Source organism: Reyranella sp. (genome assembly GCF_044224635.1).
Lineage (GTDB): Bacteria > Pseudomonadota > Alphaproteobacteria > Reyranellales > Reyranellaceae > Reyranella.
Genome location: NZ_JBGAKA010000051.1, coordinates 1 through 26,675 on the forward strand (window position 1 = coordinate 1; position 26,675 = coordinate 26,675).

A 26,675-nucleotide genomic window follows, 5' to 3' on the forward strand; every position below is an offset into this window, starting at 1 on the left:
CCGCAGCCGCCCCCGCTTCATGACGCGCGAGGTCTGGATGCAGAGCATCCAGGCCAAGCTCGACGCGCGGTAGGCGCTCCTTCCTCTCCTCCACAGCTTCGCTGGGGAGGTGTCCGCGTCCACGGCGTTTGGCCGCAGAGCGGCCAAACGCCTTGGACGCGGACACCTCCCCAGCGAAGCTGAGGAGGAGAGGAAGGAGCGCCTACCGCGCGTCGAGCTTGGCCTGGATGCTCTGCATCCAGACCTCGCGCGTCATGAAGCGGGGGCGGCTGCGGCACATGGCTTCGGTCGTCGCCAGGATCTGGTCATTGGATTGGTCGAGGTCGAGCGGCTCGCCGCAGGGCTGCGGCGTGTAGAACGGCGTGTCGGTGTAGAGCTCGACCGGGTTGCCCTCGGGATCCTTGAAGTAGAGCGCCCAGGCGTTGCCGTGATCGGTCACGCGGTGCTCGGTGATGCCCTCGGCGATCAAGGTCCGGCGGTAGCCCTTCAGCGTGTCGAGCGACTCCAGCCGGAACGAGATCTGGTTCACCGGATTGTAGGTGATGTCGGCCGAGCGGCCGTCGAACAGCACGAACTGGTGATGGCACTCGGCATCCTGCGTCATGAAGAAGACGCGCGCGCCCGAACGGCCGACACCGGAGTCGCTCACCACGAAGCCCATGACACGGGTGTAGAAGTCGACCATGCGGTCGAGGTCGACGGCATGGATGCCGAAATGAGTGAGCTGGGCGGACAGGGTCATGCCCCACATTGTTTCGCCACCCTGCCCAGCAAGCAACGAAAACCAGCGAGGCGGGCAACGAAAAAGGGCGCCGCATGCGGCGGCGCCCTTCTCCCAGCCGGAGCTGCTTAGTGCGTCAGGGCCGCCTGACCGGCGGTGACGGGGATCGCGCGGGGCTTCTTCTCCTCCGGGATCTCACGCTGCAGCTCGATCGTCAGCAGGCCGTTCGCAAGCTTCGCACCGATGACCTTGACGTGGTCGGCGAGCTGGAAGCGGCGCTCGAAGTTGCGCCCGGCAATGCCGCGGTAGAGGTACTGCCTGTCATCCTGGGCGTTCGCCGTCTGGCCGGTGACCAGGAGCTCGTTCTCCTTCTGGGTCACGTTGAGCTCGGCCTCGGCGAAGCCGGCCACGGCCATCACGATCCTGTAGGCGTTGTCGCCAGCCTTCTCGATATTGTACGGCGGGTAGCCGTTGGAGCCGGTTTGGCTTGCCACCGAATCGAGCAGGTCGAAGACCCGATCGAAGCCGACGGTGGCACGATAGAACGGGGAATAGTCGAACGTACGCATTGATCATCCTCCAGTGAGCGATGTTTTTCACGTCTTCCGCCCCAGGGTGGGCACGGGTGACAGCAGGCTATTTGGGATCGGCCGGCGGATCGTCAAGGGGGTGGGAAAACACCATAAGGGTCAAAGACCCAACAAAATCCTCATCCTCAGGAGGCCTGTGCTGTCGACTGCGGGATGAAGAAAGAAAGGTCCCTCGCTGCGCTCGGGATGACACCATTGTTGTCATCCCGAGCGCAGCGAGGGACCTTTCCTTTCACGGACATCGAGACGCGGCCTCCGGGCCGCTCCTCAGGGTGAGGTCCCTTTGCAGGTTAGCGCCTACGACGGGAAACGCCCGGAAAAGAAAATTTTCTTCTCCCGGCATGGCGCAGCAAGAAATGCCCCTTCGCGGAAAACCTTCGGAAATTCAAGTCATGGCGAATGTGTCAAACATCTCCAGATCGAAGGGGACCGAGGAAAAGGCCGCATGTCGCAACTCCTGGAACGCTACGCCGTCACGCGGCCCTGGCTTCTGGCCATCAGCCAGGCGGTGGCGATGCTCGGCCTCAACATTTTGCTGCGGGCTGCCGTCGCGTGAGACATCTGCCGCTGTTCTTCGATCTCCAGGATCGCCGCGTCGTCGTGGTGGGGCAGGGCCCCGCCGCCGCCCGCCGCGCCGCCCTGGCGCGGTCAGCCGGTGCCGAGGTCGAGCGCCTGGAGGCGGGGTTCGATGACGTCGAGGCGTACCGGGGTGCAGCCGCTGCCTTCGTTGCAACCGGCGACGCCGATGCCGACGCGACAGCGGCGCGCGCGGCCCGGTCTGCCGCGGTGCCGGTGAACGTCGTCGACCGGCCGGCGCTGTGCGATTTCATCATGCCGGCGATCGTCGATCGCGACGACGTCGTGGTCGCGATCTCGACCGGCGGCGCGGCGCCCGTCCTGGCGACCGTGCTGCGCCAGCGCCTCGAGGCGATCCTGCCCGAGCGATTGGGCGCGCTGGCCCGCCTCGCCAAATCCTTTCGCGCCCAGGTCGGCGCGCTGATCGCCGAGCCGCCGCACCGCCGCACCCTGTGGCGCCGGCTGGTCGAGGGACCGGCGGCCCAACTGGTGCTGGCCGGCGATGACGCCGGCGCCCGCCGCGTGATGCTGGGCGAGCTCGATGCTGCGCGCCGTCGCGAGCAGGACGCCGCGCGCCGTGGTGCGACGCCTCCCGGCATCGCCCACATCGTCGGCGCCGGCCCGGGTGATCCCGATCTCCTGACCCTGCGCGCCGCGCAGCTCCTGCAGGAGGCCGATGCCATCCTGCACGACGACCTGGTGCCGCCGGCCATCCTGGCGCGCGCGCGCCGTGACGCCGAGCTCGTCGCCGTCGGCAAGCGCAACGGCCGGGTGCGCTGGACCCAGGCCGAAATCGACGCCGAGCTGGTGCGCCGCGTGCGTGCCGGCCAGACCGTGGTGCGCCTGAAGGCCGGCGATCCGTTCGTGTTCGGGCGCGGTGGCGAGGAGGTCGAGGCGCTGCGCCGCGCCGGCCTGCCGGTCGCCGTCGTCCCGGGCATCACCGCCGCCCTGGGCTGCGCTGCCTCGGCCGGCATCCCGCTCACCCATCGCCGGCTGGCGTCCGCCGTCACCTTCGTCACGGCCCGTCGCGCCGATGGCCGGCAGGACGAACGCTGGCCGGCGCTGGCTGCCGAGGGCCATACCCTCGCCATCTACATGGGCGCCACGGAGGCGGCCTCCGTGCGCCACCGTCTCCTGGCCGCCGGCGCGTCCCCAAGCACGCCGGTCGCCATCGTCGAGAACGGCACGCGACCCGACGAGCGGGTCAGCACCGGCCCACTCGGCGATCTGGCGCGGCTCGTCGTCCCCCCTACCTTTCGCGGCGACGCCGGCCCGATCCTCATCATCGTCGGCGAGGTCGCCGCCCTCGCGGCCGCCGCCGCGCAACCCCTTCTCGCAGAGGCATCCTGATGGCGAAGAATCTCAACGGCGACCTGTCGATCGCGTCGGCAAACCGGCTGGTCGACGGCGTGGTGGTCTTCCTCGACGATGCCGGCCAGTGGACCGAGCGCTTCGACCGCGCCGCCCTGGCGCGCGGCGAGCGGCAGGGCGAGATCCTGCTCGAGCGGGCGCGCGCCGAGGCCTTCGGGGTGATCGATCCATACCTCGTGGCCGTGTCGGAGGACGGCGACGGCACGTTCGAGCCGCTGTCGCTGCGCGAGCGCATCCGCGCCTCGGGCCTCACCTTCGACGCCATCGCTGCCGACGCCGTGCGCTATGCCTGACACCCATTTCTACCGCTACGACAGCTACGACCGTACGCTGGTCGCCGAGCGCGTCGAGCAGTTCCGTGACCAGGTGCGCCGCCGCCTGTCCGGCGAGCTCACCGAGGAGCAGTTCAAGCCGCTGCGCCTCACCAACGGGCTTTATCTGCAGCTGCACGCCTACATGCTGCGGATCGCCATCCCCTACGGCACGCTGAGCAGCCGCCAGCTGCGCAAGCTCGCCGACATCGCCCGCAAGTACGACCGCGGCTACGGCCACTTCACGACGCGCCAGAACCTGCAGCTCAACTGGATCAAGCTCGAGGACGCGCCCGACGCGCTGGCCGAGCTGGCCGAGGTCGACATGCACGCCATGCAGACCAGCGGCAACGTGATCCGCAACGTCACGGCCGACCACTTCGCCGGCGCCGCCGTGGACGAGATCGAGGACCCGCGCATCTGGTGCGAGATCGTGCGCCAGTGGTCGACGCTGCATCCCGAGTTCAGCTTCCTGCCGCGCAAGTTCAAGATCGCCGTCACCGGCTCGCCCAACGACCGCGCGGCGGTGCGCGTGCATGACATCGGCCTGCGCCTGTGGCGCAACCCGGCGGGCGAGGTGGGCTTCGAGGTGATCGTGGGCGGCGGCCTCGGCCGCACGCCGATGATCGGCGAGACGGTGCGCGAGTTCCTGCCGCGCAACGAGCTGCTCGCCTATCTCGAGGCCGTCCTGCGCGTCTACAACCGCTACGGCCGGCGCGACAACCTCTACAAGGCGCGCATCAAGATCCTGGTGCACGAGATCGGCGTCGCCAAGATGCGCGAGGAAGTCGAGGCCGAGTACGCCGCGTCCCGGGGCGGCCCGCTCGGCCTGCCCAACGAGACCATCGAGGCGATCGCCCGCCAGTTCGCGCCGCCCGATCTGCCCGAGCGGCCGTCGGTGGCGGAGCGCGTCGAGCAGCTGAAGCGCGAGGATTGCAACTTCGCCCTCTGGCTGAAAGCCAACGTGGCGCCGCACCGCAAGCCGGGCTACGCCATCGTGACCGCCTCGCTGAAGCCCGCCGGCGCGCCGCCGGGCGACGCCAGCGCCGCCCAGATGGAGGGCGTCGCCGACGTCGCCGACAGCTACGCCCAGGGCGAGATTCGAGTCAGCCACGAGCAGAACCTGGTGTTCCCCCATGTCGCCATCGCCGATCTGCCGGCGGTGTGGCGCGCGCTCGGCGTGCTGGGCTTCGCCGAGGCCAATGTCGGCAAGATCACCGACATCATCGCCTGCCCGGGGCTCGACTATTGCGCGCTTGCCAACGCGCGCTCGATCCCGGTGGCGCAGCGCATCTCGACCCACTTCGCCGCGCTGGCGCGCCAGCACGACATCGGCGACCTGAAGATCAAGATCTCTGGCTGCATCAATGCCTGCGGCCATCACCATGTCGGCCACATCGGCATCCTCGGCGTCGATAAGAATGGCGTCGAGCTCTACCAGATCAGCCTGGGCGGGGACGTCGACTTCGGCAAGACGGCGCTGGGCGCCATCCTCGGCCCGGCGGTTACCGCCGACAAGGTGGTCGAGGCGGTCGACGCCCTGGTCGCCACCTATCTCGACGCGCGCGAATCAGGCGAACGGTTCGTCGATACCTATCGGCGCATCGGCGCCCAACCTTTCAAGGACCGGGTCTATGGCACTGTTCACTGAAGCGGCGACGCCCTCCATCCTGGTTGCCCTGCCGTACGCCGAGTGGCGGCAGCGCCCGCAATGGCCGGCAGTGGCGCTCGCCAACACCGACCCGGTCGAGGAGCTGGCGCCGCATGTCGGCAGGCTGCGCCTGATTGCGCTGCGCTTCCCCAGGTTCAGCGACGGTCGAGCCTACAGCCAGGCCCGCCTGCTGCGCGGCCGGCTGGGCTACGCGGGCGAGCTGCGCGCCACCGGCAACGTCCTGCAGGACCAGCTGCCCTTCATGCTGCGCTGCGGCTTCGATACCTTCGAGAGTGAGCAGAAGGGCTTCGGCGAGGCCCTTGCCAAGGCGCGCACGCTGTTCAGCGTCGTCTATCAGCCGGCCGAGGACGGCCGCGCCACGGCCTCGCTGTTGCGCCGCACACAAGACCAGGCTGCCGTGTAGAGGGCTCGCCCGGGTTGAAATGAGCTGAATGCACGTTCATCCTGCTGTCTGAACAAAGACAAGACAGCAGGAGGAAGCCAGTGCGCAACGGTCACCATGTCGAGACGCGCAATACAGCGCATTTCCGCCACGACTATGCCAGCGACCAGGCCGACCTGCGCCGGCTCTACGAGCAGGCCAAGATCGATCAATGGAATGCCGATCGCGACATCGACTGGTCGGTGCCGCTCGAGGGCGACGGCGGGCTGATCTCCGACGATCTCGTCGATATCCACGGCACGCGCTTCTGGGACGCGCTGTCCGAAAGCGACCGCATCGAGCTCAACCGCCGGGTCAGCCGCTGGCGCCTCTCCACCCTGGTGCAGGGCGAGCACGGCGCCATGCTGCTGTGCAGCCAGCTGGTCGAGAACGTGCAGGGCCAGGACGCCAAGCTGTTCCAGTCCACCCAGGTGGCCGACGAGGCGCGCCACAACGAGGTGCTGCAGCGCTATCTCGACCTGCGCCTCGACGGCGAGATCTATCCGGTCGGCGGCAACGTCCGCGAGATCTTCGACACGCTGCTCGGCACATCGTCGTGGCACCTGAAGACGATCGGCCTGCAGCTCGTCGCCGAGACCTTTGCCGTGTCGCTGTTCCGCATGCTGGCGGAGTCGTCGAAGGACGCGGTGCTTCGCCAGGTCTGCCGGCGGATCGTGCAGGACGAGGCGCGCCATATGGGCTTCGCCATGCTGTCGTTGCCCGCCATCGTCGGCGAGGCGAGCGAGGCCGAGCGCCGCGAGATGGAGGACTTCGCGGTGTGGGCGCTGAGCCGCACCCTCTCGGGCATCTTTCCGCTGGCAGCCTATCAGGAGATGGGCTTCAGCAAGGGCGACCTCGACGAGATCAAGCGCTATCGCCGCGAACGCGCGGCCGGCGGTGACGAGACCGCCTTCCGCAAGTACTTCCGGCGCGACCTGCATGGCGGGCTGGTGCGCAACCTGCGCAAGGTCGGGCTGCTGACCGAGCGCATCGCCCCCAATCTCGAATCATTCGGCATCAGCCTCGCCGCCGCCTGATCGGAGCTTTTGCATGCTGAGGAAGTCAACGCGCGCCGCATTGGCGCTCGCGATGGGCCTGTGTGCTGTCGCGCTGCCGGCGACCGGCCAGACGCTCGTCAACATCCGGTCGCAGGATGCGCCGAAGTACGATCCCCACAGCAACACGTCGAGCGGCATGGGGCATCCCATGTTCATGATGGGCGACACCTTGGTGGCGCTCGACTGGGATCTCAAGAGCGTCCATCCGCTGCTCGCCAAGTCGTGGACAGTGTCGGACGACAAGCTCACCTACACCTTCGCGCTGCGCGACGACGTCACCTTCTGCAGCGGCAAGAAGTTTACCGCGGCCGATGTCGTCTACTCGTTCACGCGGCTGGCCGATCCGGCCGCCAAGTGGCCGTTCTACTGGCGGCTCGGTGACGTCGACTCGATCAGCGCAGCCGATCCACACACCGTGGTCTACAAGCTGAAGCGACCGCACGCCGAGCTGCTGGTCGACCTCGCCAACTTCGCCGCCACGATCATCAACAAAGATAATGTCGAGGGGCTGGGCGCCGACTTCGGCGTCAAGGGCTTCGACGGCACCGGGCCGCTGTGCTGGGAGAAGTGGGAGCCGCGCAAGGAGCTCGTGCTCAAGCGCCACGATGCCTACAAATGGGGACCGACCGGCGTCTATGCCAACAAGGGACCGGTCAGATACGAGCGCATGATCTGGCGCATCGTGCCGGAGGAGACGACTCGCATTGCCACCATGCTGGCCGGGCAGGCCGACTTCTGTCATTGGAATCCCCTGCAGGCGATCGAGACCTTCCGCAAGGCGCCCACCCTCGCGATCTACGAGCCGGTCGCCGATTTCGCGATGTACTACTGGGGCTTCAAGGCGACGCGCGAGAAGGTGGCCGACAAGCGCGTACGCCAGGCGCTCTCCCACCTGGTCGACCGCGAGGAGATCAACAAGGCGATCTTCTTCGGCCAGGCGGAGACGGCGCGCTCGCTCGTCCATCCCAAGGCGCTCGATTTCGAGCCGGCGACGCTCGACGTGCTGACGAAGCGCGATCCGGAGAGATCCAAGGCGCTGCTCGACGAGGCCGGCTGGAAACTGGCCACCGACGGGTTTCGCTACAAGGACGGCAAGAAGCTCGAGCTCCTGATGTATTCGTACACGGTCGGGCAGAACCCGAAGCTCTCGGAGATCCTGCAGGCCGCGGCCCGCACCGTCGGCGTCGACATCAAGATCCAGACCTGGGACCCGACCGTGTTCTTCCAGAAGATCGCCCAGCAGGATTACGACATCTGGACGCTCTCGGTGCCCTATACCTCGGCGGGCGATCAGATGTATCTCTACTATCACTCGAAGAACCGGCCGGTGCCCAATCGCATGATGTGGGCCGACGAGGAGACCGACCGCCTGCTCGAGGCCGGCCGCCACGCGTTGACCGACGCCGAGCGCGAGAAGAACTTCAAGGAGGTCCAGCGCCTGGTTCACCAGGAGGCGCTGATGCTGCCCGCCGCTCATTCCCGCCTGTTCCTGGTGGCCAAGAAGAGCATCAAGAACGTGCGCTCCCACGGCATCTACAGCGCCGCACTCTACAAGGGGCTGGACGTTCAGCCGTAGTCTTCTCCTCCCCAGCTTCGCTGGGGAGACCCCCAGCACGCCGGCGCGCACCACGATGCTGAGAAAATCGGGGCGGTGCCCGCCCCGATTTTCATAGGAGGAGAATGAAAAGCTCGTTCCCACCCGACCTTGCGATCGTCACCACGGGCAGGCACCATCGGCGTCCTGGCGAGGAGGGGAGGCACGTCTTGGCAGCTGAACGGAAGAGCGTCTTGCAGCGTTTCGAGGAGCGTCTGGCCAAGATCGAGGAGGGCGTGTTCCACGGGCCGGCCCATTGGCACCTGTTCCACCTTCACAGGACCCTCGACGTCCTGGAGAACGACCACGCGCTGGCCGACATGCATCTCGACGAGTACGATCGGCATGCGCTGGCTCAGGAGTTCCCGGAGCTGGAGGCCGACAGGATCCCCACCGTGGAGGAAATCCGGAGCCGCTTCGACATGGTGTCCGGTGGATCGCTCTGAGCCGCCAAGGTGATCCTGATCGTGTATCGTAGGGGGCCGGATGGCCGGTCCGCTGGTGACGGCGGCCACATGCGTATTCCGTGTGCCGAGCGATGGATGACGACGTCTACAAGGTACTGACGCCGGATCTCTACAGGACCAATCTCTTCCGAATCCTGGGCTTGCCGGTGACAGCCGCCGCCCGCGACGTGCAGCGGCGTGAGGCGCGCCGCGCGCTGGAAGCGAAGCTCGGGCTGCCGACGCTGGCGGCGGCGGGCGGGCTTCTGGCCCTGAGCCCGCCACCGGGTCAGGACGAGATCCGCGGAGCGCTGGCCCGTCTGCATGCGCCACTCGACCGATTCCAGGCGGAGTTCTTCTGGTTCTGGCCTTTGGACGAATGGCCGGATCCGGCGCTTCGCGCCGTCGAGGAAGGACGGCCGGCCGATGCCGCGGCGATCTGGGGCCGCGAGACCGGCCCGCCGGAGCGGCGTGTAGCGGCGCGGCACAATCTGGCAGTCTTCTTTCACCTCTCTGCGCTCGACCGCGAGCAGGCTCGCGCGGCCGAGGCGAAGCCGCGAACCGAGCTCGATGCGCTGTGGCGGCGCGCCCTGGGCCAGTGGGCTGAAATCCATGCCGATCCGCAGTTCTGGCGGGTGGTGTCGCACCGCGCGGCGGCCTTGAACGACGCGAAGGTGTCGCCCCGCCTGGTTGCACGGATTCGCGAATCGCTGCCGACCGGCCTGCTGCACATCCATGCGCGGCTCGCCTTCGCCGCCGCCGAGGGGTCGAACAGTGCCGACGTGACGCGGCATCTGCAGCTTCTCAAATCGGCGAGGTTCGAGGCGACCGCACGACAAGGCGCCCTGCGACATGCCCTGGCCTTGTGGGAGGACCAGATCCGGGAGGCGATCGATCGCGCCAAGACGACGTGGCGCGCGGCGCCTCATCGTGCCAACGAGAATGTTCGCTCGATCTACGACGATTGCGGCCGCCTGGTCTCGATCGTCGATGCGGTCGTCGACAACGTCGCCGCTCCCTTGCGGTCGATGGAGGGTGGCGCGTTCGCCGACATGCGCAACGAGCTGCGCGACATGATCGCGGAGGCGATGCTCGAGGGCCAGATGGCGTATACGGCCAAGGTCGACGACTGGGGCGAGAGCGTCCGGCTGCTCGAGCTGGCTCGCCAGATGGCGGCAGGAGACGCCCTGAGGGTGCTGCTGGACGAGAACCTGGCAACGGTTCGCGAGAACGCGAAGAGCGGCAGCGAATGGTGCGCTCCCGGCTATTGGGACCTGCCGGATGCCACCATCGCCACCCTGGAGGAGGCCCGCGCGCTGACGATGGCAAGCGACTTCGAGGGCGCCATGACTCTGTTGAGCGCGCTCCCGTCGTCCATCGACAGACCTCTGCGCCGTGCGGCATCCTTTTGCCTCACGGCGTGGAGTGCCCAGATCTTCAATGTGGCGATCCGCGAGTTCCGCCAGGAGCCGACCATGCGGCGCCGGCTGATCGACAGGTTCGCCGCCGACCGCTCGCCGCTGCACCGCTTCCCCGATCCAGAGCTGCCGGATTTCATGAAGCCTCCCTGCCCGAGCTGCGGCAACCAGGCATACCGACGCTGGTCCCAGTTCAAGGTTCGCGACATCCCTGTCTGGCTGTGCAGAGATTGCGCCGACACGCTCGACGTGGAGATCGAAGGCAAGCGCAACGTCTTCAGGCGCGAGCTGGCGGCCGCGCTCGAGTGCCAGCTGCTTGCCGATGAGCTCTATCCGGACGATCCGAGGACCAGGCTCAATCTCGGCATCCTCGAGCAGCACGCACGTGACCTGCAATGTGCGTTGCCCGGCACCGCCTCCCTCATGACGCGGTTTCACCACACGGAGCGCTTCATCGCGGTCACGCTGCCGGCGAGCCCGGAGGATGCCGTTTGCCACTATTGCGGCGAGGCGCCGCCATCGTCCGACTGTGCCATCCAGCTGCCGATGTGCGGCGACATCGAGAGAGAACGAAGACTGTTCGGCGAGAGCACCATGATCAGGACAGCCATGATCGTCGTGCCACGCTGCCTCAGGTGCCGGGATGCGCATCGCGACCTCGGTGGTCGGCGGGTGCAATGGCGCGACAGGCGCGAGCAGGTAACCCAGGCGGCGGTGTCGAGGTTCGAGCGCAAGGCAAGGATCGTGGCTGGCCTGACGGGTGTGTCGACCTGGGCCGGCGCCGCTTATGGCCTGCAAAGCATCGCCGGGGCGGGAGTGGCCTTGGCGGTCGTGGTCGGGCTTCTTGCCGGAGCGGGAGCGGGCGCAGCGATGATCACCGGGTCGAAGCGGCGCGCGGAGGGCGGGACGGAAGCTGCGATGCAGAGGTTCGTCGCCGAAACGCCGGACCCGTCGCTTCCCTCGGCGATCAAAGCCGAGGAAGCCTACCTCGATTTCCACACCGTCCGGGAGTTGCGTCAGAAGGGATGGAGCTTCGGGCACACCTATGCGCTGGAGCGGCCCGCCTCTCGGGAGGCAACGGGCCTCGTATCGGCGGTGCCCTGAATGACGATTCGACACTCTTCATCCTCCTCCCCAGCTACGCTGGGGAGGTGTCCGCGTCCAAGGCGTTTGGCCGCTCTGCGGCCAAAAGCCGATGCGGACGGAGGGGTCATAGGCCCCCTCACGTGACTCATGACCCCTCCGTCGCCGTAAGACGGCGACACCTCCCCAGCGAAGCTGGGGAGGAGAATGAAGAGCGCATCCCTATGCGAGTACCATGTGCCCGGAGACCCGATGGCCAAGTCTAGCAAGCGCCAGCCGCGCAGGAGCGTGCCCAAGTTGCACGCGCCGCTCGAGGAGATTCCCGTCGCGCGGCCAGCGAAGACGGCGGCGGGCGGGCGTCGACGCAAGGTCGATCCCTCGTCGGTCGCCGCGGTGGCCATGCCCGCGCCTGATCGGCTGGCGTCAGCCGGTGATGGACGCGAACCGGTGCGTGAGCACGCTTTCCCGGAGGAGGTGGTGACCGAGCTTGCCAATTGCCTGTGGTATCTGAAGACCAGATATTTCAGGAGGCGATGGCTCGATGAGGAGACTGCCGATCCCGACGTGCGAACGCGCCACGCGCTCAGCCGTCTTGATCGAGCCGTCAAGGCGCTCGATAAAGCGGGGATCAGGCTGGTCGATCCGACCGGCACGCGTTATCCGGCGGGCGGCGAGGCAATGATGACCCCTCTTCAGTTCGAACCCACCGCCGGCGTATCGACGGACACGGTTTCGGAGACGGCAAGGCCGATGGTGTTCCGGGGCAGCAGCCTCATTCAGCGTGGCGAGGTTTTTGTCGCGGTGCCGGTGCGCGCTCACGCCCCACCGCACGACAGCAAGAGCCGGCAATGAGACTGCCCGAGAGGGCAATGGACCAGCGAATTCAGGGAACAAGGAGCGCCGAATGCGCCGGACCACGATTGATTTCGGCATCGACCTCGGCACCACGAACAGCTCGATCGCCGTTGCCGACGGCCAGGGCGCGAAGATCATTCCGAACAAACTGGGCGCGGGCATCACCTCCTCGGCGGTCTGGATCGACAAGCGCGGCAATCTCCACGTCGGCGAGGAGGCCAAGCGGCGGGCGTTGGACGACGACCCGTACAACGCAGCGGTGGAATTCAAGCTGCGCATGGGCATGAGCGGCGACGGAATCGAGAAGCACTTCGTCGCCAGCGACCGCCTGTTCTCGCCCGAAGCCCTCTCGGCGGAGGTGCTGAAGAGCCTTCGCACCGATGTCCGCGCCACGATGGGTGAGGATGTCCAGGCGGCGGTGATCACGGTCCCTGCGGCCTTCGAGCAGCCGGCGACGGCGGCGACGCAATCTGCAGCGATTCTTGCCGGTATCACTCGCTGCCCGCTGCTGCTCGAGCCGGTCGCCGCGGCGCTTGCCTACGGTTTTCAGAGCGAGCGGGAGAACGTCTACTGGCTGGTCTATGATTTCGGCGGCGGCACGTTCGATGCGGCGGTCATGCGCCTGCGCGACGGCCTCATCCACGTTGAGAACCATGATGGCGACAACCAGCTCGGCGGCAAGCTCCTCGATTGGGACATCGTCACGGAACGCTTGCTGCCCGTGGCGCTCGATCAGTTCGATCTGCCCGATTTCCGCCGTGGCAATCCACGCTGGGAGAGTGCGTTCGGGCGCCTCAAGCTGATCGCCGAGCGCGGCAAGATCGACGTCTGCCGCACCCGCGCCGCCGTGGAGATCGCCTTCGACAATTGGTGCACCGACGGGCGTGGGCGCAGCATCGATTTTGCCTGCACGCTGACACCCGATGACATCGCGAGCCTCAGCCGACCCTACGTCCGGCGCACCCTCAATCTTTGCCGCAAGACGCTGCGCGGTGCCGGCCTGGAAGCGAGCGCAATCGAGCGCATCCTGATGGTGGGAGGATCGACGCTCAATCCGTGGATTCGCGAGGCCGTCCAATCCGAGCTCGGCGGCCCCGTCGACCATAGTATCGATCCGGTGACGGTGGTCGCCCGCGGCGCGGCGATATTCGCCAGCACCGTGGAGCTCAAGGCCTCGAAGGACGTCGTCGTGGTTCCGGGCGGCGACCGGGCGGCCGACACGTGGCTGGTTCAAACCGAGCACAATCCGGTCGGCAACCAGCAGGATCCCGACATCGGCGGGCGGATCATAGCGCCGGCGGGCCGCGACCCGACGGGCTTCACGCTGGAATTCGTCGACGTCGGTACCAAATGGCGCTCCGGCCGGCTCACGCTGGGCGCCAGCGGCGTGTTCCTGACCCAGCTCTATGCCGTCACCACAGGCCGCCACACCTACGAGGTCGTGCTGTGCGATCCTGCGGGCACGCCGGTTACGACCGAGCCGCGGTCGCTCGCCTACACCTACATGCTCAATCTGCCGAACGCGCAGCCGGCGAGCCAGACCATCGGGGTGGGTCTGAGCAACGGCAACGTGGCCGTCTACGTGAAGAAGGGCGACAGCCTGCCTTTTGCCAAGGCGATGGATCACATCACGACCAAGACGCTGCGCGCCGGCCGGCGCGACGATGTTCTGCGCATTCCCCTGCTGGAAGGGGAGTACATGCGGGCTGTACGCAACCACGGCATTGGCGCGATCGAGATCACCGGCGCCGATCTGGAACGCGATCTGCCGGCGGGCAGCATCGTCGAAGTCTCGGTCAAGATGGACGAATCGCAGCAGATTCGCGTGCACGCCTTCGTCCGGGTGTTCGAGATCGACTTCGATGTCGTGTTCACGCCGGTCTCCGAACGCCAGTCGCTGGAGCGACTGATGCGCGAGGCCGCCGACCTGCGCGAGCGCTTGACGACCGCCAGGGAGGAGGCGGAGCGGATCGGGATTCCGGCAACCATCGAGGTTCTTCGCCGCATCGACGAGGAAGACCTGCTGGAGACCATCCGGAAGCTGACCGAAGCCGCCGCCAACGACCCCGATTCGCTGGGCATGCTCGATCGCCGGTTGCGCGAGCTGGCGGCGTTGATCGATCTGCTGGAGGACGCCCTGCGGTTTCCCAAGCTGCTGGACCGGGCGCGCGGCGTGCGCGCGGATGCGGAGAAGGTTGTCGAGGAGAACGGCAGGGAAAGCGACCGTCAGCTCCTGAAGTCCCTCGAGGTCGACTTCCAGAAGGCGCTGGAGCTGCAGAACGCCGACATGCTCCGGCGCAACATCCAGGAGTACGAGGCCCTGTGGTGGATGGTGCGCGATCGCGATCCTGCCGTGCACCTCGCGCGCTTCGATTACTGCCTGGCGCGCCGCGACGAGCTCACCGACCCGATCCTCGCCGAGCGCCTGATCGAGCAGGGACAGCGCGCGGCCCGCAGCAACGACATCGACACCCTGAAGTACGTGAACAAGCAGCTCGTTCCTCTGCTGCAGGCCCAGCCGACCGGCGGGGACATCGCGCGGCACCTCAACATCGGCGATACGGTGACGAGCTACTACATGTCGTGAGCGGCCGTCGCCGGAAGGGCCACCTCAAATTTCCTCCCCAGCGAAGCTGGGGAGGTGTCGCGTCATACGCGACGGAGGGGTCATGAGTCTCTGTGGAGCTTCCGACCCCTCCGTCGGCGTAAGACGCCGACACCTCCCCAGCGAAGCTGGGGAGGAGGTTGAAACGCGCGCATGTAGGGCGAGCGCCAAGCCTATCGACCGGGCCGCTCTGCGCCAATGCGCGCGCCCTCGTGGGCGAGCAGCCATTCCTTGCGCGGCAGGCCGCCGCCGTAGCCAGTCAGCGTGCCGTCCGAGCCGATGACGCGATGGCAGGGCACGACGATGCTGATCGGATTCTGACCGTTGGCGAGGCCGGCGGCGCGCACCGCCTTGGGTCTGCCGATGCGTCGCGCCAGCTCGGCGTAGCTGATCGTCTCGCCGCGACGGATCTTGCGTAGGGCCCGCCAGATGCTGTTCTGGAACGGCGTCCCCGCCATCTCGACGGGCAGCCGATCGATCGCGTCGATGTCGCCCTTGAAGTAGGCCTGCAGGGCGCTGGTGAGGCCGCCCGGGTCGCGGGCGGGCTCGAGCGTATAGCCACCCTTGCCGAAGTACCGATCGAGCAGCTGCAGCATGCGCGGCTCATGATCGGTCCAGTCGATGGCGCGCAGCTTGCCGGCCTGGTCGGCCACGATCACGAGCTCGCCGATCGGCGTCGGCATGCGATCGATGAAGAGCGCGAGGGGGTGGGGCTTACGCCTGTCCATGGGTTGCCATCCTGAGGTGCTGCATTGCGTAGGCATTCCACGGCCGCCAGTGCCGCGGGGCGTCATCGGGGAACGTCGTCGCGACCGCTTCGCGCTCCCAGTCACCCGGTGCCCGCAGGCCGGGGCGCCGGGCGATCAGCGGCGCCAGGCCGGGATCGCGCGCCAGGTGGCTGTCGATCGTGGTGATGTCGGCGCCGAGATCGAACACCCGGCGCACCCGGGCGACGATGCCCGGCAGGGCCTTGACGCAAGGGAACCGGATCGTGACCAGGACTGAGTTCCGATCGGGGAGGTGACTGACCGAGGCGCTGCCCTCCGCATCATCGAGCACGACGCGGCGATGCCACGTATCGTTGGCGATCCATTCCTCGCCGGGCGTGGCGCGGGCGGCGAGCGCCGCCAGCATGCCGGGCCAGTCGTAGGGCGGTCGGTAGGCCAGCCGCAGGGTCACCCCGTCGCGCGCCGATTCCGCCACGCCGGTCTTGCGGCGCAATGCGCTCGGCGGGCGGCCGAACAGGTCGCGAAACGTCTCGTTGAATCGGCGGATGCTGCCGAACCCCGACGCCAGGGCCACTTGCGCCATCGGCAGATGGGTATCGTGGAGGAGCTGCTTGGCGAACAGCACGCGACGTGTCTGGGCGACGGCGATGGGCGACGCGCCGAGGTGGCGTTGGAACAGACGGCGAAGCTGCCGGGAACCAACACCCAGTCGGTCGGCCAGCCCCTCGACATCGGTCTCCTCGCCATCGAGCGCCCCCTCGGCAATCAGCGCCAGCGCGCGACTGACCGTGTTGGCGCTGCCGCGCCAGAAGGCGAGGTCGGGCGCGATCTCCGGCCGGCAGCGCAAGCACGGCCGGAAGCCGGCCTCCTGGGCCGACGCCGCCGAGGCGTAGAAGCGGCAATTCTCGAAGCGTGGCACGCGAGCCGGGCATATCGGCCGGCAGTAGATATTGGTCGAGGTGACGCCCACGAAGACGCGGCCATCGAAGCGGTAATCATGACTCTCGAAGGCGCGGTAGTAGGTTTTGCGATCGAGCAATTCCATAGCCGGAGTTTCCCATGCAGGAGCGGGCGATGCTCGCGGTTTTCGGACCTCTGTATCGGGCCGGGCGCATGTCAATTTATTCTCCTCCCCACGCTTTGCGCGGGGAGGTGTCGCCGTCATACGGCGACGGAGGGGTCGAAAGCCCCACTGAGGCTCCTGACCCCTCCGTCTCGGATTACCGCGACACCTCCCCAGCGAAGCTGGGGAGGAAAATGAGAAGCGCGCCCACGTGCGAATGCCCTCCCCGGGGAAGGTATGCCCGATTTCTAGCATCTGGTATGTGAAATCGGCCGCCGCCGTACAGGCAACAACGCTTATCTTGCGGCGAGGAAACGCGCCAACAATGAAATGACCAAAGACACCGCCATCGTCGGCTGGTCCGCACTTCTGGAGGCCCGGTGGTTCTCGGCGCTGGCCGTGCTGGTGGGCGGCGTCCTGCTGCATTCCATGAACGTGCTGATGCTGGCCACCGTCCTGCCGAGCGTGGTCGACGACATCGGCGGGGCCACGCTGCTCAGCTGGACGAGCACGGCCTATCTTGCCTCGTCGATCGTCGCGGCGACCTGCACGGGCTACCTCACGTCCAACATCGGCGCGCGCAACACCTTCTGCATTGGCGCGCTCGTCTTCGGCGTCGGGGCCATCTTCTGTGCGCTGGCGCCGTCGATGGCATTGATCGTCATCGGACGGTTCGTGCAGGGCTTCGGCGGTGGCCTGTTGGCAGCGATCGCCTACGTGCTGGTGCGCAACACGTTGCCCGGCGAATTATGGCCGCGCGCCTTTGCCCTGCTGTCGGGCGCCTGGAGCCTGTCGATCGTGGTTGGCCCCATGGTCGGCGGAGTCTTCGCCCAGTATGGCAGCTGGCGCGGCGCCTTCTTCTGCGTGGCCGGGCTGGCGAGCATTCTGGCGATCGGTGCCTTCCAGGCGCTGCCGGCCGGATCCGCCGGCACCGGCGCAGCACGTCCGCCGGGCCTGCGCGTGGCCCTGCTCTGCGGGGCGATCGCCGTGATGTCCCTGAGCGCGATCGCTCCGCACGTCCTGGCCAAGGCCGCTCTCGTTGTTGCCGCGGTCGGTCTGATGGCGTCGATGCTGGTGATCGATCGCCGCGCAGCGACGCGCCTGTTGCCGAGCGATGCCTTCTCCCTGAGCTCGATGACCGGCATGGGGCTCTGGCTGATCCTCACGGTGTCGATTGCCTACAGCCCGCTGCAGGTCTTCATGCCGATTTTCCTGCAGTCGCTGCACGGCCTCGATCCGTTGAGCTCCGGCTACATGGTGGCCGGCGGGTCGTTCGGCTGGACGGCAATTTCGCTGATGGTGGCGGGCGTCTCGTTGTCGGCAACGGGCCGTCTCCTGGTTGCCGGCCCGGCGATGATGGGCGCGGGGTTATTGGGTATCGCGCTGTTGTTGCCGCTCGAGCCGGCGATCGTCGTGTTTCCGGCCATCTTCATGCTCGGTGCCGGCATCGGCTCATGCTGGGCGTTCATTGCCCAGCGGGTCATGGGCGGCGCCCGCAAGGGCGAGGAGGACGTTGCCGCGTCCTCGATCGCAACGGTGCAGCAGACCGGCTTTGCGCTCGGCGCGGCAGTGGCGGGCCTGGTGGCCAACGCGGCCGGCCTGTCGGCAGGCCTCGAGCGCGCGGATGTCGCCCACGCAGCCTTGTGGGTGCCGGCCTGCTTCGTCCTGGCGGCCCTGCTCGCCGCAGCGCTGGGCGCACGTCTGGCACGGCGGCCGGTGCCGTGAGACCTACGTCCGTGTCGCCGCGGTGGCTCTTCGCCGGGACCGTGTCACTCCGATGGCGCTCTTCTCGTCGATCACAGATCCGATGAGCGCCATCGGAGTGGCGCGGTCCCGGCGCATGATATCTCAATCGCAGGTTCCCAGGCACGTCACGTCGCGGCGATGTCGTCGCCATCGACTGGCGTGGCGTCGACAAGTTCCGCCTGCGCGGCGGCCGGATCGCCGAGGAGCGCGTGTACATGGATACGGCGGTGCTGCGTGCCATCCGCAACCTGCGATGGCCGGAGCCGATCATTGCGTTAGAGTAGGTGGCCGCGGATGCCGCGGAAAGGGGGCCGCCATGAATGTCGTCAGCTTGAACGCCAGCATCGACAAGTCCTATCAACGGATGATTGCTGCGCAAGCGGAGTTGGAGCTGGTCGACAGCTTCACGGCGAAACGGCCGTCCGTCGCAGAGCGACTGGCGGCGGGCAAGGCCCTGCGCAGGTCGGTACCGCGTGCCGCACACGGCAAGTACAGCCCGGCATCGGACCGCCCCGACCCGGTCGAGATCCTCGAGCAGCAGAACGCCGTGCGGATTCAGAAGCTGGTGCCGGTACGCTATGCCCGCATGCTCGGTTCACCGTTTGCTTTCCTGCGTGGGTCGGCAGCGGTAATGGCGGCCGATCTTTCGGCGACGCCGGTCACCGGCATCGGCGTTGCGGCGTGCGGCGACATGCACGTCGCCAATTTTGGAGCTTTCGGCTCGGCCGAGCGCAACCTGGTCTTCGCCATCAACGACTTCGACGAGACCTTTCCGGGACCTTGGGAGTGGGATCTCAAGCGTTTGGCGGCGAGCGCCGTCGTGGCGGTTCGTTTCATGGGCGGGGACAAGGCGGGGGCGAGTGAAGCAGCACGCGGAATCGTGCGGTCCTATCGCGAACGGATGCGCAGCTTCGCGGAGATGAGCTACCTCGGCGTCTGGTACAGCCGCATCGACGAACAGGCGATTCTCGACGGGCTGGCGCCCAAGCAGCTGCGCCGTGCCGAACGCTTCCTCAGCAGGGCGCGGGACAAGGGGCATGTGCAGGCCCTCGAGAAAATGACCGAGCGCGTCGACGGGGAGCACAGGATCATCGAGGAAGTCCCCCTGATCGTGCGCGAGACGCATACCGACGCGGGAACGCCGTCGAATGTAGCCCTCGACAGGATGCTGCAGTCATACATCAACTCGAAGAGCGACGACCGGCGGCGTCTCCTGGCGCGCTATCGCATCGTCGACTCTGCCCGCAAGGTTGTCGGGGTCGGCAGCGTGGGCACCGGCTGCTGGGTCGTCCTCTTGCAGGGCGTCGACGAAGACGATCCGCTGTTTCTCCAGGTCAAGGAGGCGCAGGCGTCGGTTCTCGCTCCCTATGTCGACTACAAGATACCCTTCACCAACAATGGCCAACGGGTGGTGGTTGGGCAGCGGCTGATCCAGGGCTCGCCGGACATCTTCCTGGGCTGGGGTGAGGCCGACGGCAGGCATTTCTACGTTCGCCAGCTCGCCGACATGAAGGGCGGGATTAAGCTCGACGAGAACGACGCCGTGGCCTTGGGCGCCTTCAACCACTACTGCATGCTGTGCGGCTGGGCGTTGGCGCTGGCGCACGCGAAATCGGGCGATCCGGCCATGATCGCGGGCTACTGCGGCAACAGCGATGCGCTCGACGATGCCATCGCCAAGTTCGGTGCAGCCTATGCCAAGCAGACCGAGCGGGACCACGCGACGCTCGAGAAGGCGCGCCGCAGCGGCCGCATCCGGGTGGCGGCGGAGGCCCTCATCAAGTAGCAAATACGAGCGCTTCGCCCGCCGCCGAAACGACGGCCCGGGCGTCGCCGCTACGGTCTCTCCATCGTTCACCCAAGGAGAGGCAAATGGCCGATCTTCATTCGATTCGCGATGGTCTCGTGGTCACCGCCTTCTGGCAGGTCAATCCGGGGGAGGTGGAGGAAGTCGGCGGCATCCTGCGCGAGTTCCTGCCGCAGGCCCAGCGCGAGCCCGGCGTGCAGGCCTTCCAGATCCACCAGTCGCTGACCGAGCCGGAGAAGTTCTTCTTCTACGAGGTGTTCCGCGACGAGGCCGCCTTCGCCGCCCACCAGCAGACAGAGCACTTCAAGACCCTGATCGCCGGTCGCGCTGTCCCCAAGCTCGCCAAGCGCGAGCGCATGCAGCATAGGTTCGTGTAGGCATCGCGTCTCCTCCCCAGCTTCGCTGGGGAGACCCCCAGCCCGCCGGCGCGCACCACGATGCCGAGAAAATCGGGGCGGTGCCCGCCCCGATTTTCATAGGAGGAGGAGGATGACGATGACGGCCGTCTAGACGTTCAGATAATCACGGATCCGGCCGTAGGTAATGCGCGCAGCGACCGCCGTCTTCCAGAGTCCGTGGAAGGGGATGGCTTTGAGGTTGGTGATCGGCATGTCGATCTCCGCTGTCTTGCCGCCCAGGATTCGGCGGGCGAGCTGCGGGCCCATGGCGGTGCTCATGGCGACGCCGCGTCCGTTGTAGCCCAGGCAAACCATCACGCCGTCGGCCGGCTCATGGATGTGCGGATAGTGGTCCATGGTGACCGCGAGCTGGCCGTTCCAGCCATGGGTGAACTTGACGTCGCGCAACTGCGGCCACAGGCGATGCGTGTAGCGCACCAGGAACTGCATCTCGTCCGCCGAGTCGACGGGGCTCTGCTGGCAGCGGCCGCCCATCAGGACGCGGTTCGAGGCATCGAGCCGGTAATAGACCGTGACCTTGCCGAGCTCGTACAGCGAGGAGCGCAGCGGGAAGATGTCGCGTGCGACGCCCTCAGGCAGCGGCTCGGAGGCGACGATGCCGCTGTACACGGGCACGATGGTGCGACGCAGGTCGGGCCATACATCGTCGGTATAGCCGTTGGTCGCCACCACCAGATTCTCGGCGCTGACCGTGCCGGTCGGCGTGCGCACGTTCCAGCGCCCGCCGTCGCGCCACACCCTGGTTGCCGGCGAGCTGCCATGGATCGCGGCGCCGGCCTGCATTGCCGCCTGCGCCAGCCCGCGCGCATAGCCGAGCGGGTTCACATGGCCGCCGCGCCGGTCGAGCAGGGCGCGCACATAACGCTGCGTGCCGGTCGCCGCGGCGGCACCCGCCGGATCCAGGAGCTCGACCGGCATGCCGCGGCGTGCCCCTTGCTCGTAGCTGGCCTGCACCTCGGCGGCGCTGCCGGCCGTATAGGCGGCGCGGATGGTGCCTGTCTGGCTGGCCTCGCAGGTGATCTGATGACGCCTGACCAGGTCGAACACCACGTTCGGCGCATTCCACGACAGCTCGACCATGCGGCGGCCGAGCTCGGGGCCGAAGTCCGCCTCGACATGGTCAGGGTCGTGCTTCAGGCCGGGATTGACCTGTCCGCCGTTGCGGCCCGACGCGCCCCAACCCGGTTCGTGCGCCTCCAGCACCACGACATCGGCGCCCTGCTCGGCGAGATGGAGCGCCGCCGACAGTCCGGTGAAACCGCCGCCGATGATGGCGATCGATGCTCGCTTGTCGCCGTCGAGCGGCGGCGTGGCGACGGCCGCTCGCGCGGTGTCGGCATAGAGGCTGGGCGGCAGCGGCCGGCGCGCGTACTCGGACAAGTGGATTATTCCGCGGCCTGCTGCGCGCCGGTCCCCGGGCCAGTCCACGGCCCGACATCGAGCCACGTGCTCTGGTAGGTCGCGCCTTCGCCCATGTCGGTGTAGCGGTCGGAGCACAGCATGTTGATGGTGCCGGACACCGCTTCGCTGGTCGGCCGCTGCCCGGGCACCAGGATGACGCCGGGCTGGATCTCGTCGCTCACGCGCAGCAGCAGGCCGATCTCGCCGCGGTCGTTGAACAGGCGCACGGCGGCGCCATCCGCCAGCCCGCGCTTCTTCGCATCGTCAGGATGCAGCACGCAGAACGGCTTGCCCTCGCGGTTGCGCAGGAAGCCGACACCCGAGAAGGCGGTGTGGGCCTGGAAGTAGCCGGGCGCGGTCAGGAGCCGCATCGGCCAGCGTGCGGCATCCGCCACCTCGATCGGATCGGGCTCCCAATCGGGCACCGGCGACACGCCCTGGCTGGCGAGCTGCTCGGAGTAGAACTCGAGCTTGCCCGACGGCGTGGCGAACGGCTGGCCGTCCCAGTCGTGGGCGATATGGATCGGATCGCCGGCAAACAGCTTGCCGCGGTCGGCGGCGGCGGCCGGACCGGTCGCGCCCTTGAACATTTCCTCGGCGGCCTGCTGCGGCGCCAGGGTGAAGATCTTGTCGGTCAATCCCATGCGCTCGGCCAGCGCCTGCGCGACGTCGAAGTTCGACCGCGCTTCGCCGTAGGGCTTGGCGGCCTGCTGACCCCACTGCATCCAATAGGCGCCATAGGCGCGATAGAGATCGTCGGTCTCCAGGTAGCTGGTGGCCGGCAGGACGATGTCGGCCCAGCGCGCGGTATCGGTCAGGAAAGGGTCGTGCACGACCGTGAACAAATCCTCACGCGCCAGGCCCTTCTGCACCTTGTGCACCTCAGGGCAGGTCACCGCCGGATTGTTGGCCGAGATGTAGAGCGCGCGCAGCGGCGGATCGTTCATCGTCAGCAGCGCTTCGCCGAGGCGCAGATGATTGACCAGTCGCGTCGCGGCCGGACCGGACGGCTTGCGCACCGCCGCGTAGTTCAGGTCGCACGACGCGGCTGTCAGGAGGAGGGCGCCGCCGCCCTTGACGGCATAGTGGCCGCTGACGCCCGGCAGCAGGGTGACGGCGCGCAACGCCTGACCGCCCTGGGCGAGGCGGGTCATGCCTTCGCCGAGGCGGATCAGGGCCGCCTTGGCGCGCCCATACAGTCCCGCCAGCTTCTCGATGTCCTGCACGGCGAGGCCGGTGATCTCGGCGACCCGGGCCGGCGGGAATTTCGGCAGGATGTCGCATTCGACCTTGTCGAAGCCCAAGGTCTTGCTGGCGATGTAGGCGCGGTCAGCGAGCTTGTCGCGCACCAGGATGTGCATGATGCCGAGCGCCAGCGCGGCATCGGTGCCGATCCGGATGGGCAGATAGAGGTCGGCGGCGCGGGCGCTGCGGGTGCGGCGCGGGTCGATCACCACGACCGGCACGCCGCGCTTCTTCCTCTGCTCCTCGGCCAGCGCCCAGAAATGCACGTTGGTCGCCGCCAGATCGGCACCCCAGGCAATCACCAGGTCGGAGTGCACCACCGACTCCGGATCGGCGCCGCCGACCGGGCCGACCGTGACGTCCCACGAGGCCTCGCAGCAGGTATCGCACACGGTGCCGGCCTGTAGGCGCGAGCTGCCGAGGGCATGGAACAGCCCGTTGACCAGGCCGCGGTTCATCAGGCCCTGGTGCGCGGAGTAGGCATAGCCGAGCAGCGCCAGCGGACCGCTTTCGGCGATGATCGCCTTCCACTTTGTTGCGATCTCGTCCAGCGCCTCGTCCCAGCCGATCGCCTCGAACTGGCCGGAGCCTTTGGCGCCGACGCGGCGCAACGGGGTCCGGATGCGCTCCGGCGAATTCACCAGATCGGCGTCGCGGTTGACCTTGCCGCAGGCAAAACCTGCCGTGTAGGGGTGATCGGGATCCCCCTGCACACGGACGACCTTGCCGTCCTCGACATGCGCGATGAGCGAGCACATGTCGGGGCAGTCGTGCGCGCAGACGACTCGAACGGATTTCACCACGTCACCTCCCATAAGAGGGCGCAGTGTAGCAGAGCCCTTAGAAAAGCTCGGCCTTACTTCTTCTTGGCCGCGCCCTTAGCTGGCGTCGCTTCCGGCTTGGCGCCCGTCGCCTTGGTGCCGGCGCCGATGGCGGCCGTTCCCGCGCTGCCCGTCATGCCGAAGCGGTCCTTGAAGCGCTGGACGCGGCCACCACGGTCGATGGTCTGGCGCACGCCGGTCCACGCCGGGTGGGTCTTGGGATCGATGTCGAGGCGCAGCGAGGCGCCTTCCTTGCCCCAGGTCGACTTGGTCTCGAAGGACGTCCCGTCGGTCATCACCACGGTGATCTTGTGGTAGTCGGGATGGATCTTCTCTTTCATGCCAATTCTCCAGCGCTTCAGGGCCGATTTCCGACCGGCCGGCGCAACAGGGCCGGGGGTATACAGGCCCCATCTCCTGAGGACAAGCCCATCACATCCCGGTTGTCGCCAGCCTAAGGGGCCTGTAGACCGGCCCAAACCATGGACGACAGCGCCTTCGAAAGCTTGGCCGACAGCCTGCTCGAGACCCTCGAGGAGACGATCGGGGCCCACACCGATGCCGAGCGGCAGGGTGGCGTCCTGACCGTCGAGGGCGACGACGGGACGTGGCTCGTCAACAAACATGCACCCACCAAGCAGATCTGGCTGAGCTCGCCGCAGAGCGGTGCCCGGCACTATGCGTTCGATGCGGCCAGCGGGCGTTGGCAGGACACGCGGGGCGGGGAGGATCTTCTGACTCTGCTGTCGAGCGAGCTGGGGCTTTCCCTGGCCTGGCGGCCGCAATGAACCGCTTCGGCGGCCTCGCCCTGCTGGGACCCTATCTGCGGCCTTATCGCGGCAAGGTGGCGCTCGCCCTGGTGTCGCTGCTGGTTGCTGCCGGCACGGTGCTGGCTTTCGGCGCCTGCCTGCGGGCGCTGATCGACCGCGGCTTTGCCGACGGCCGGCCCGACATCCTGAACTATGCCCTGGCCTCGCTGCTGGTCGTCGCGGTGGTGCTGGCGTTCGCGTCGGGCGCGCGCTTCTACCTCGTGTCGTGGCTCGGCGAGCGCGTGGTCGGCGATCTGCGGCGCGACCTGTTCGCCCACGTGGTGCGGCTCGGGCCGGCGTGGTTCGAGATCAAGCGCTCGGGCGACGTCATGAGCCGGATCTCGGCCGATGCCCAGCTGATCGAGCAGGTGATCGGTTCGTCGGCCTCGGTGGCGCTGCGCAACACGCTGATGTGCGTCGGCGGCGTGGTGATGCTGGTGGTGACCAATCCCAAGCTTGCCCTGCTGGTGCTCGCCATGGTGCCGCTGGTGGTGGCGCCGATCATCCTGTTCGGGCGCAAGGTCCGGGCGCTGTCGCGCGAGGCGCAGGCGCGCATGGCCGACATGGTGTCGGAAGGCGCCGAGACGCTCGACTCCGTGCGCACCGTGCAGGCCTTCGCCCAGGAGGAGAACGCATCGCGGCGGTTCGGCCAAGCCACCGAGCGCGCCTTCGACGCGGCCCGCCAGCGCATCGTGCGGCGCGCCGTCATGACCACCCTGGTGATCTTCATCGTCTTCTCGGCGGTGGGCTTCCTGCTGTGGATCGGCGGGCACGACGTTCTCGAGGGACACATCAGCGCCGGCGACCTGTCGGCTTTCATCTTCTATGCCGTCCTGGTGGCGAGCTCGGGCGGCGCGATCAGCGAGACCATCGGCGACCTGCAGCGCGCCGCCGGCGCGGCCGAGCGCCTGGCCGAGCTGCAGGCCGAGCCGCCCGTCATCGTCGAGACGACGACGCCCAAGGCGCTGCCCCAAGGCGTGCAGGGCAGCGTCCAGTTCGAGGGCGTCTGCTTCCGCTATCCGACGCGCCCCGAGGCGCTGGCGCTCGATCATTTCGATCTCAGCGTGGCGCCCGGCGAGACGGTGGCCATCGTCGGTCCCTCCGGCGCCGGCAAGACCACCGTGTTCAACCTGCTGCTGCGCTTCTACGATCCGGAAGCAGGCGTCGTTCGCGTCGACGGCATCGACGTGCGCGACCTGCGCTTCGCCGACCTGCGCCGCGCCCTCGCCATCGTGCCGCAGGAGCCGGTGCTGTTCACCGCCTCGGTGGCCGACAACATCCGCTATGGCCGCCCCGACGCGTCAGATGCCGAGGTGCGCGCCGCCGCCGAGGCGGCCTCGGCGCTAGCCTTCATCGAGGCGATGCCGCAGGGCTTCGCCACCGATCTCGGCACGCGCGGCGTGCGCCTCTCGGGTGGCCAGCGCCAGCGCATCGCCATCGCGCGGGCGCTGTTGTGCAATCCCGCCATCCTGTTGCTCGACGAGGCGACCAGCGCGCTCGATGCCGAGAGCGAGCTGGCGGTCCAGCAGGCGCTCGATCGGCTGATGCATCACCGCACGACCCTGGTGATCGCCCATCGCCTGGCGACCGTGCAGAAGGCCGACCGGATCGTCGTCATCGACCAGGGCCGCGTCGTCGATGTCGGCCGCCACGCCGACCTCGTCCGCCGCGGCGGCCTCTACGCCCGCCTCGCCGAGCTGCAGTTCACCCACGCCGCTGCGGCGGAGTGAATTCATTCCCCTCCCCAAGCTTCGCTTGGGGAGGTGTCCGCGTCATCGCGGACGGAGGGGTCATGAGCAACCCCTCGGGTGCCCTTGACCCCTCCGTCGGCGAAGACGCCGACACCTCCCCAGCGAAACTGGGGAGGGAGAACGAGAAGAGCGCCACGTCGGCGGAGATTACTCCGCCTGAAGTGGCG

At 67.7% G+C, this 26,675-nt stretch carries 21 protein-coding genes and 1 pseudogene; 15 read left to right on the top strand and 7 right to left on the bottom strand.

Annotated elements, in window-relative coordinates:
• Positions 1-202: 202 nt before the first annotated feature.
• Both ACILR9_RS30955 and ACILR9_RS30960 read right to left on the bottom strand, forming a co-directional pair.
• Complete coding sequence (locus ACILR9_RS30955) at positions 203-742, bottom strand: VOC family protein (protein WP_395713837.1); 540 nt, start codon at positions 740-742, stop codon at positions 203-205.
• A 107-nt stretch (positions 743-849) separates the two neighbouring features.
• A complete protein-coding gene (locus tag ACILR9_RS30960; protein WP_395713838.1) occupies positions 850-1,290 on the bottom strand; it encodes an Hsp20 family protein in 441 nt (146 codons plus the stop codon).
• A 573-nt stretch (positions 1,291-1,863) separates the two neighbouring features.
• Here ACILR9_RS30960 and cysG point away from each other — a divergent pair.
• The 10 genes from cysG to ACILR9_RS31010 all read left to right on the top strand — a co-directional run bounded on the left by cysG (position 1,864) and on the right by ACILR9_RS31010 (position 14,700).
• Positions 1,864-3,237, top strand: coding sequence for a siroheme synthase CysG (gene cysG / locus ACILR9_RS30965; RefSeq protein WP_395713839.1), 1,374 nt, complete (start codon positions 1,864-1,866; stop codon positions 3,235-3,237).
• Complete coding sequence (locus tag ACILR9_RS30970; protein ID WP_395713840.1) at positions 3,237-3,551, top strand: DUF2849 domain-containing protein; 315 nt, start codon at positions 3,237-3,239, stop codon at positions 3,549-3,551. The genes cysG and ACILR9_RS30970 overlap by 1 nt, the downstream gene beginning before the upstream one ends.
• Positions 3,544-5,220 (top strand): nitrite/sulfite reductase, encoded by a 1,677-nt coding sequence (locus ACILR9_RS30975; protein WP_395713841.1) that lies wholly within the window; start codon positions 3,544-3,546, stop codon positions 5,218-5,220. The genes ACILR9_RS30970 and ACILR9_RS30975 overlap by 8 nt, the downstream gene beginning before the upstream one ends.
• On the top strand, positions 5,204-5,644 hold the full coding sequence (locus ACILR9_RS30980; RefSeq protein ID WP_395713842.1) for a DUF934 domain-containing protein: 441 nt from the start codon (positions 5,204-5,206) through the stop codon (positions 5,642-5,644). Before ACILR9_RS30975 ends, ACILR9_RS30980 begins: the two co-directional genes overlap by 17 nt.
• Before the next feature lie 80 nt (positions 5,645-5,724).
• The gene (locus ACILR9_RS30985; protein ID WP_395713843.1) at positions 5,725-6,699 is read left to right on the top strand and encodes a ferritin-like domain-containing protein; all 975 of its coding nucleotides are present in this window, start codon (positions 5,725-5,727) and stop codon (positions 6,697-6,699) included.
• Positions 6,700-6,712: 13 nt separating this feature from the next.
• Positions 6,713-8,296 (top strand): ABC transporter substrate-binding protein, encoded by a 1,584-nt coding sequence (locus ACILR9_RS30990; protein ID WP_395713844.1) that lies wholly within the window; start codon positions 6,713-6,715, stop codon positions 8,294-8,296.
• A gap of 188 nt (positions 8,297-8,484) precedes the next feature.
• On the top strand, positions 8,485-8,760 hold the full coding sequence (locus ACILR9_RS30995) for a hypothetical protein (protein WP_395713845.1): 276 nt from the start codon (positions 8,485-8,487) through the stop codon (positions 8,758-8,760).
• Between the two features lie 92 nt (positions 8,761-8,852).
• Complete coding sequence (locus ACILR9_RS31000; RefSeq protein ID WP_395713846.1) at positions 8,853-11,279, top strand: hypothetical protein; 2,427 nt, start codon at positions 8,853-8,855, stop codon at positions 11,277-11,279.
• A 231-nt stretch (positions 11,280-11,510) separates the two neighbouring features.
• Positions 11,511-12,110: a hypothetical protein gene (locus ACILR9_RS31005; protein ID WP_395713847.1), complete on the top strand. Its 600-nt coding sequence runs from the start codon at positions 11,511-11,513 to the stop codon at positions 12,108-12,110.
• A 52-nt stretch (positions 12,111-12,162) separates the two neighbouring features.
• A complete protein-coding gene (locus ACILR9_RS31010; RefSeq protein WP_395713848.1) occupies positions 12,163-14,700 on the top strand; it encodes an Hsp70 family protein in 2,538 nt (845 codons plus the stop codon).
• A 191-nt stretch (positions 14,701-14,891) separates the two neighbouring features.
• Here the strand turns inward: ACILR9_RS31010 and ogt are convergent, their stop codons facing one another.
• Together ogt and ACILR9_RS31020 are read right to left on the bottom strand one after the other, a co-directional pair.
• Positions 14,892-15,446: a methylated-DNA--[protein]-cysteine S-methyltransferase gene (gene ogt, locus ACILR9_RS31015; RefSeq protein ID WP_395713849.1), complete on the bottom strand. Its 555-nt coding sequence runs from the start codon at positions 15,444-15,446 to the stop codon at positions 14,892-14,894.
• Complete coding sequence (locus ACILR9_RS31020) at positions 15,433-16,491, bottom strand: bifunctional transcriptional activator/DNA repair enzyme AdaA (protein WP_395713850.1); 1,059 nt, start codon at positions 16,489-16,491, stop codon at positions 15,433-15,435. The genes ogt and ACILR9_RS31020 overlap by 14 nt, the downstream gene beginning before the upstream one ends.
• Positions 16,492-16,839: 348 nt before the next feature.
• Here ACILR9_RS31020 and ACILR9_RS31025 point away from each other — a divergent pair, with 348 nt between their 5' ends.
• From ACILR9_RS31025 to ACILR9_RS31035, 3 genes are all read left to right on the top strand, one after another.
• Positions 16,840-18,234 carry an MFS transporter gene (locus ACILR9_RS31025; RefSeq protein ID WP_395713851.1) on the top strand — a complete coding sequence of 465 codons (1,395 nt, stop codon included), beginning with the start codon at positions 16,840-16,842 and terminating at the stop codon, positions 18,232-18,234.
• 337 nt (positions 18,235-18,571) lie between these two features.
• Positions 18,572-20,041, top strand: a complete 1,470-nt coding sequence (locus tag ACILR9_RS31030; protein WP_395713852.1) for a DUF2252 domain-containing protein — start codon at positions 18,572-18,574, stop codon at positions 20,039-20,041.
• A gap of 86 nt (positions 20,042-20,127) precedes the next feature.
• A complete protein-coding gene (locus ACILR9_RS31035; RefSeq protein WP_395713853.1) occupies positions 20,128-20,439 on the top strand; it encodes a putative quinol monooxygenase in 312 nt (103 codons plus the stop codon).
• A 129-nt stretch (positions 20,440-20,568) separates the two neighbouring features.
• Here ACILR9_RS31035 and ACILR9_RS31040 read toward each other — a convergent pair whose 3' ends face one another.
• The 3 genes and pseudogenes from ACILR9_RS31040 to rpmE form a co-directional block, all read right to left on the bottom strand.
• Positions 20,569-21,861 (bottom strand): NAD(P)/FAD-dependent oxidoreductase, encoded by a 1,293-nt coding sequence (locus tag ACILR9_RS31040; protein WP_395713854.1) that lies wholly within the window; start codon positions 21,859-21,861, stop codon positions 20,569-20,571.
• A gap of 5 nt (positions 21,862-21,866) precedes the next feature.
• A complete protein-coding gene (locus ACILR9_RS31045; protein WP_395713855.1) occupies positions 21,867-23,927 on the bottom strand; it encodes a molybdopterin-dependent oxidoreductase in 2,061 nt (686 codons plus the stop codon).
• A 149-nt stretch (positions 23,928-24,076) separates the two neighbouring features.
• Positions 24,077-24,289, bottom strand: a pseudogene (gene rpmE, locus ACILR9_RS31050) (50S ribosomal protein L31); the annotation flags it as partial.
• A gap of 141 nt (positions 24,290-24,430) precedes the next feature.
• Here rpmE and cyaY point away from each other — a divergent pair.
• Entirely contained in the window at positions 24,431-24,736 is a 306-nt protein-coding gene (gene cyaY, locus ACILR9_RS31055) for an iron donor protein CyaY (RefSeq protein WP_395713856.1), read from the top strand.
• Positions 24,733-26,487, top strand: a complete 1,755-nt coding sequence (locus ACILR9_RS31060) for an ABC transporter transmembrane domain-containing protein (RefSeq protein ID WP_395713857.1) — start codon at positions 24,733-24,735, stop codon at positions 26,485-26,487. The genes cyaY and ACILR9_RS31060 overlap by 4 nt, the downstream gene beginning before the upstream one ends.
• Positions 26,488-26,675 lie beyond the last annotated feature (188 nt).

Excerpts from the sequence above, each read along its gene's own strand:
- ACILR9_RS30980 (WP_395713842.1), top strand. The coding sequence starts at position 5,204 with ATGGCACTGTTCACTGAAGCGGCGACGCCCTCCATCCTGGTTGCCCTG.
- cyaY (WP_395713856.1), top strand. The coding sequence starts at position 24,431 with ATGGACGACAGCGCCTTCGAAAGCTTGGCCGACAGCCTGCTCGAGACC.
- ACILR9_RS30970 (WP_395713840.1), top strand. The coding sequence starts at position 3,237 with ATGGCGAAGAATCTCAACGGCGACCTGTCGATCGCGTCGGCAAACCGG.
- ACILR9_RS31020 (WP_395713850.1), bottom strand. The coding sequence starts at position 16,491 with ATGGAATTGCTCGATCGCAAAACCTACTACCGCGCCTTCGAGAGTCAT.
- ACILR9_RS30975 (WP_395713841.1), top strand. The coding sequence starts at position 3,544 with ATGCCTGACACCCATTTCTACCGCTACGACAGCTACGACCGTACGCTG.
- ACILR9_RS31030 (WP_395713852.1), top strand. The coding sequence starts at position 18,572 with ATGAATGTCGTCAGCTTGAACGCCAGCATCGACAAGTCCTATCAACGG.
- ACILR9_RS31035 (WP_395713853.1), top strand. The coding sequence starts at position 20,128 with ATGGCCGATCTTCATTCGATTCGCGATGGTCTCGTGGTCACCGCCTTC.
- ACILR9_RS31000 (WP_395713846.1), top strand. The coding sequence starts at position 8,853 with ATGGATGACGACGTCTACAAGGTACTGACGCCGGATCTCTACAGGACC.
- ACILR9_RS30990 (WP_395713844.1), top strand. The coding sequence starts at position 6,713 with ATGCTGAGGAAGTCAACGCGCGCCGCATTGGCGCTCGCGATGGGCCTG.
- ACILR9_RS30955 (WP_395713837.1), bottom strand. The coding sequence starts at position 742 with ATGACCCTGTCCGCCCAGCTCACTCATTTCGGCATCCATGCCGTCGAC.
- ACILR9_RS31005 (WP_395713847.1), top strand. The coding sequence starts at position 11,511 with ATGGCCAAGTCTAGCAAGCGCCAGCCGCGCAGGAGCGTGCCCAAGTTG.
- ACILR9_RS31060 (WP_395713857.1), top strand. The coding sequence starts at position 24,733 with ATGAACCGCTTCGGCGGCCTCGCCCTGCTGGGACCCTATCTGCGGCCT.
- ogt (WP_395713849.1), bottom strand. The coding sequence starts at position 15,446 with ATGGACAGGCGTAAGCCCCACCCCCTCGCGCTCTTCATCGATCGCATG.
- ACILR9_RS30960 (WP_395713838.1), bottom strand. The coding sequence starts at position 1,290 with ATGCGTACGTTCGACTATTCCCCGTTCTATCGTGCCACCGTCGGCTTC.
- ACILR9_RS31010 (WP_395713848.1), top strand. The coding sequence starts at position 12,163 with ATGCGCCGGACCACGATTGATTTCGGCATCGACCTCGGCACCACGAAC.
- ACILR9_RS31025 (WP_395713851.1), top strand. The coding sequence starts at position 16,840 with ATGACCAAAGACACCGCCATCGTCGGCTGGTCCGCACTTCTGGAGGCC.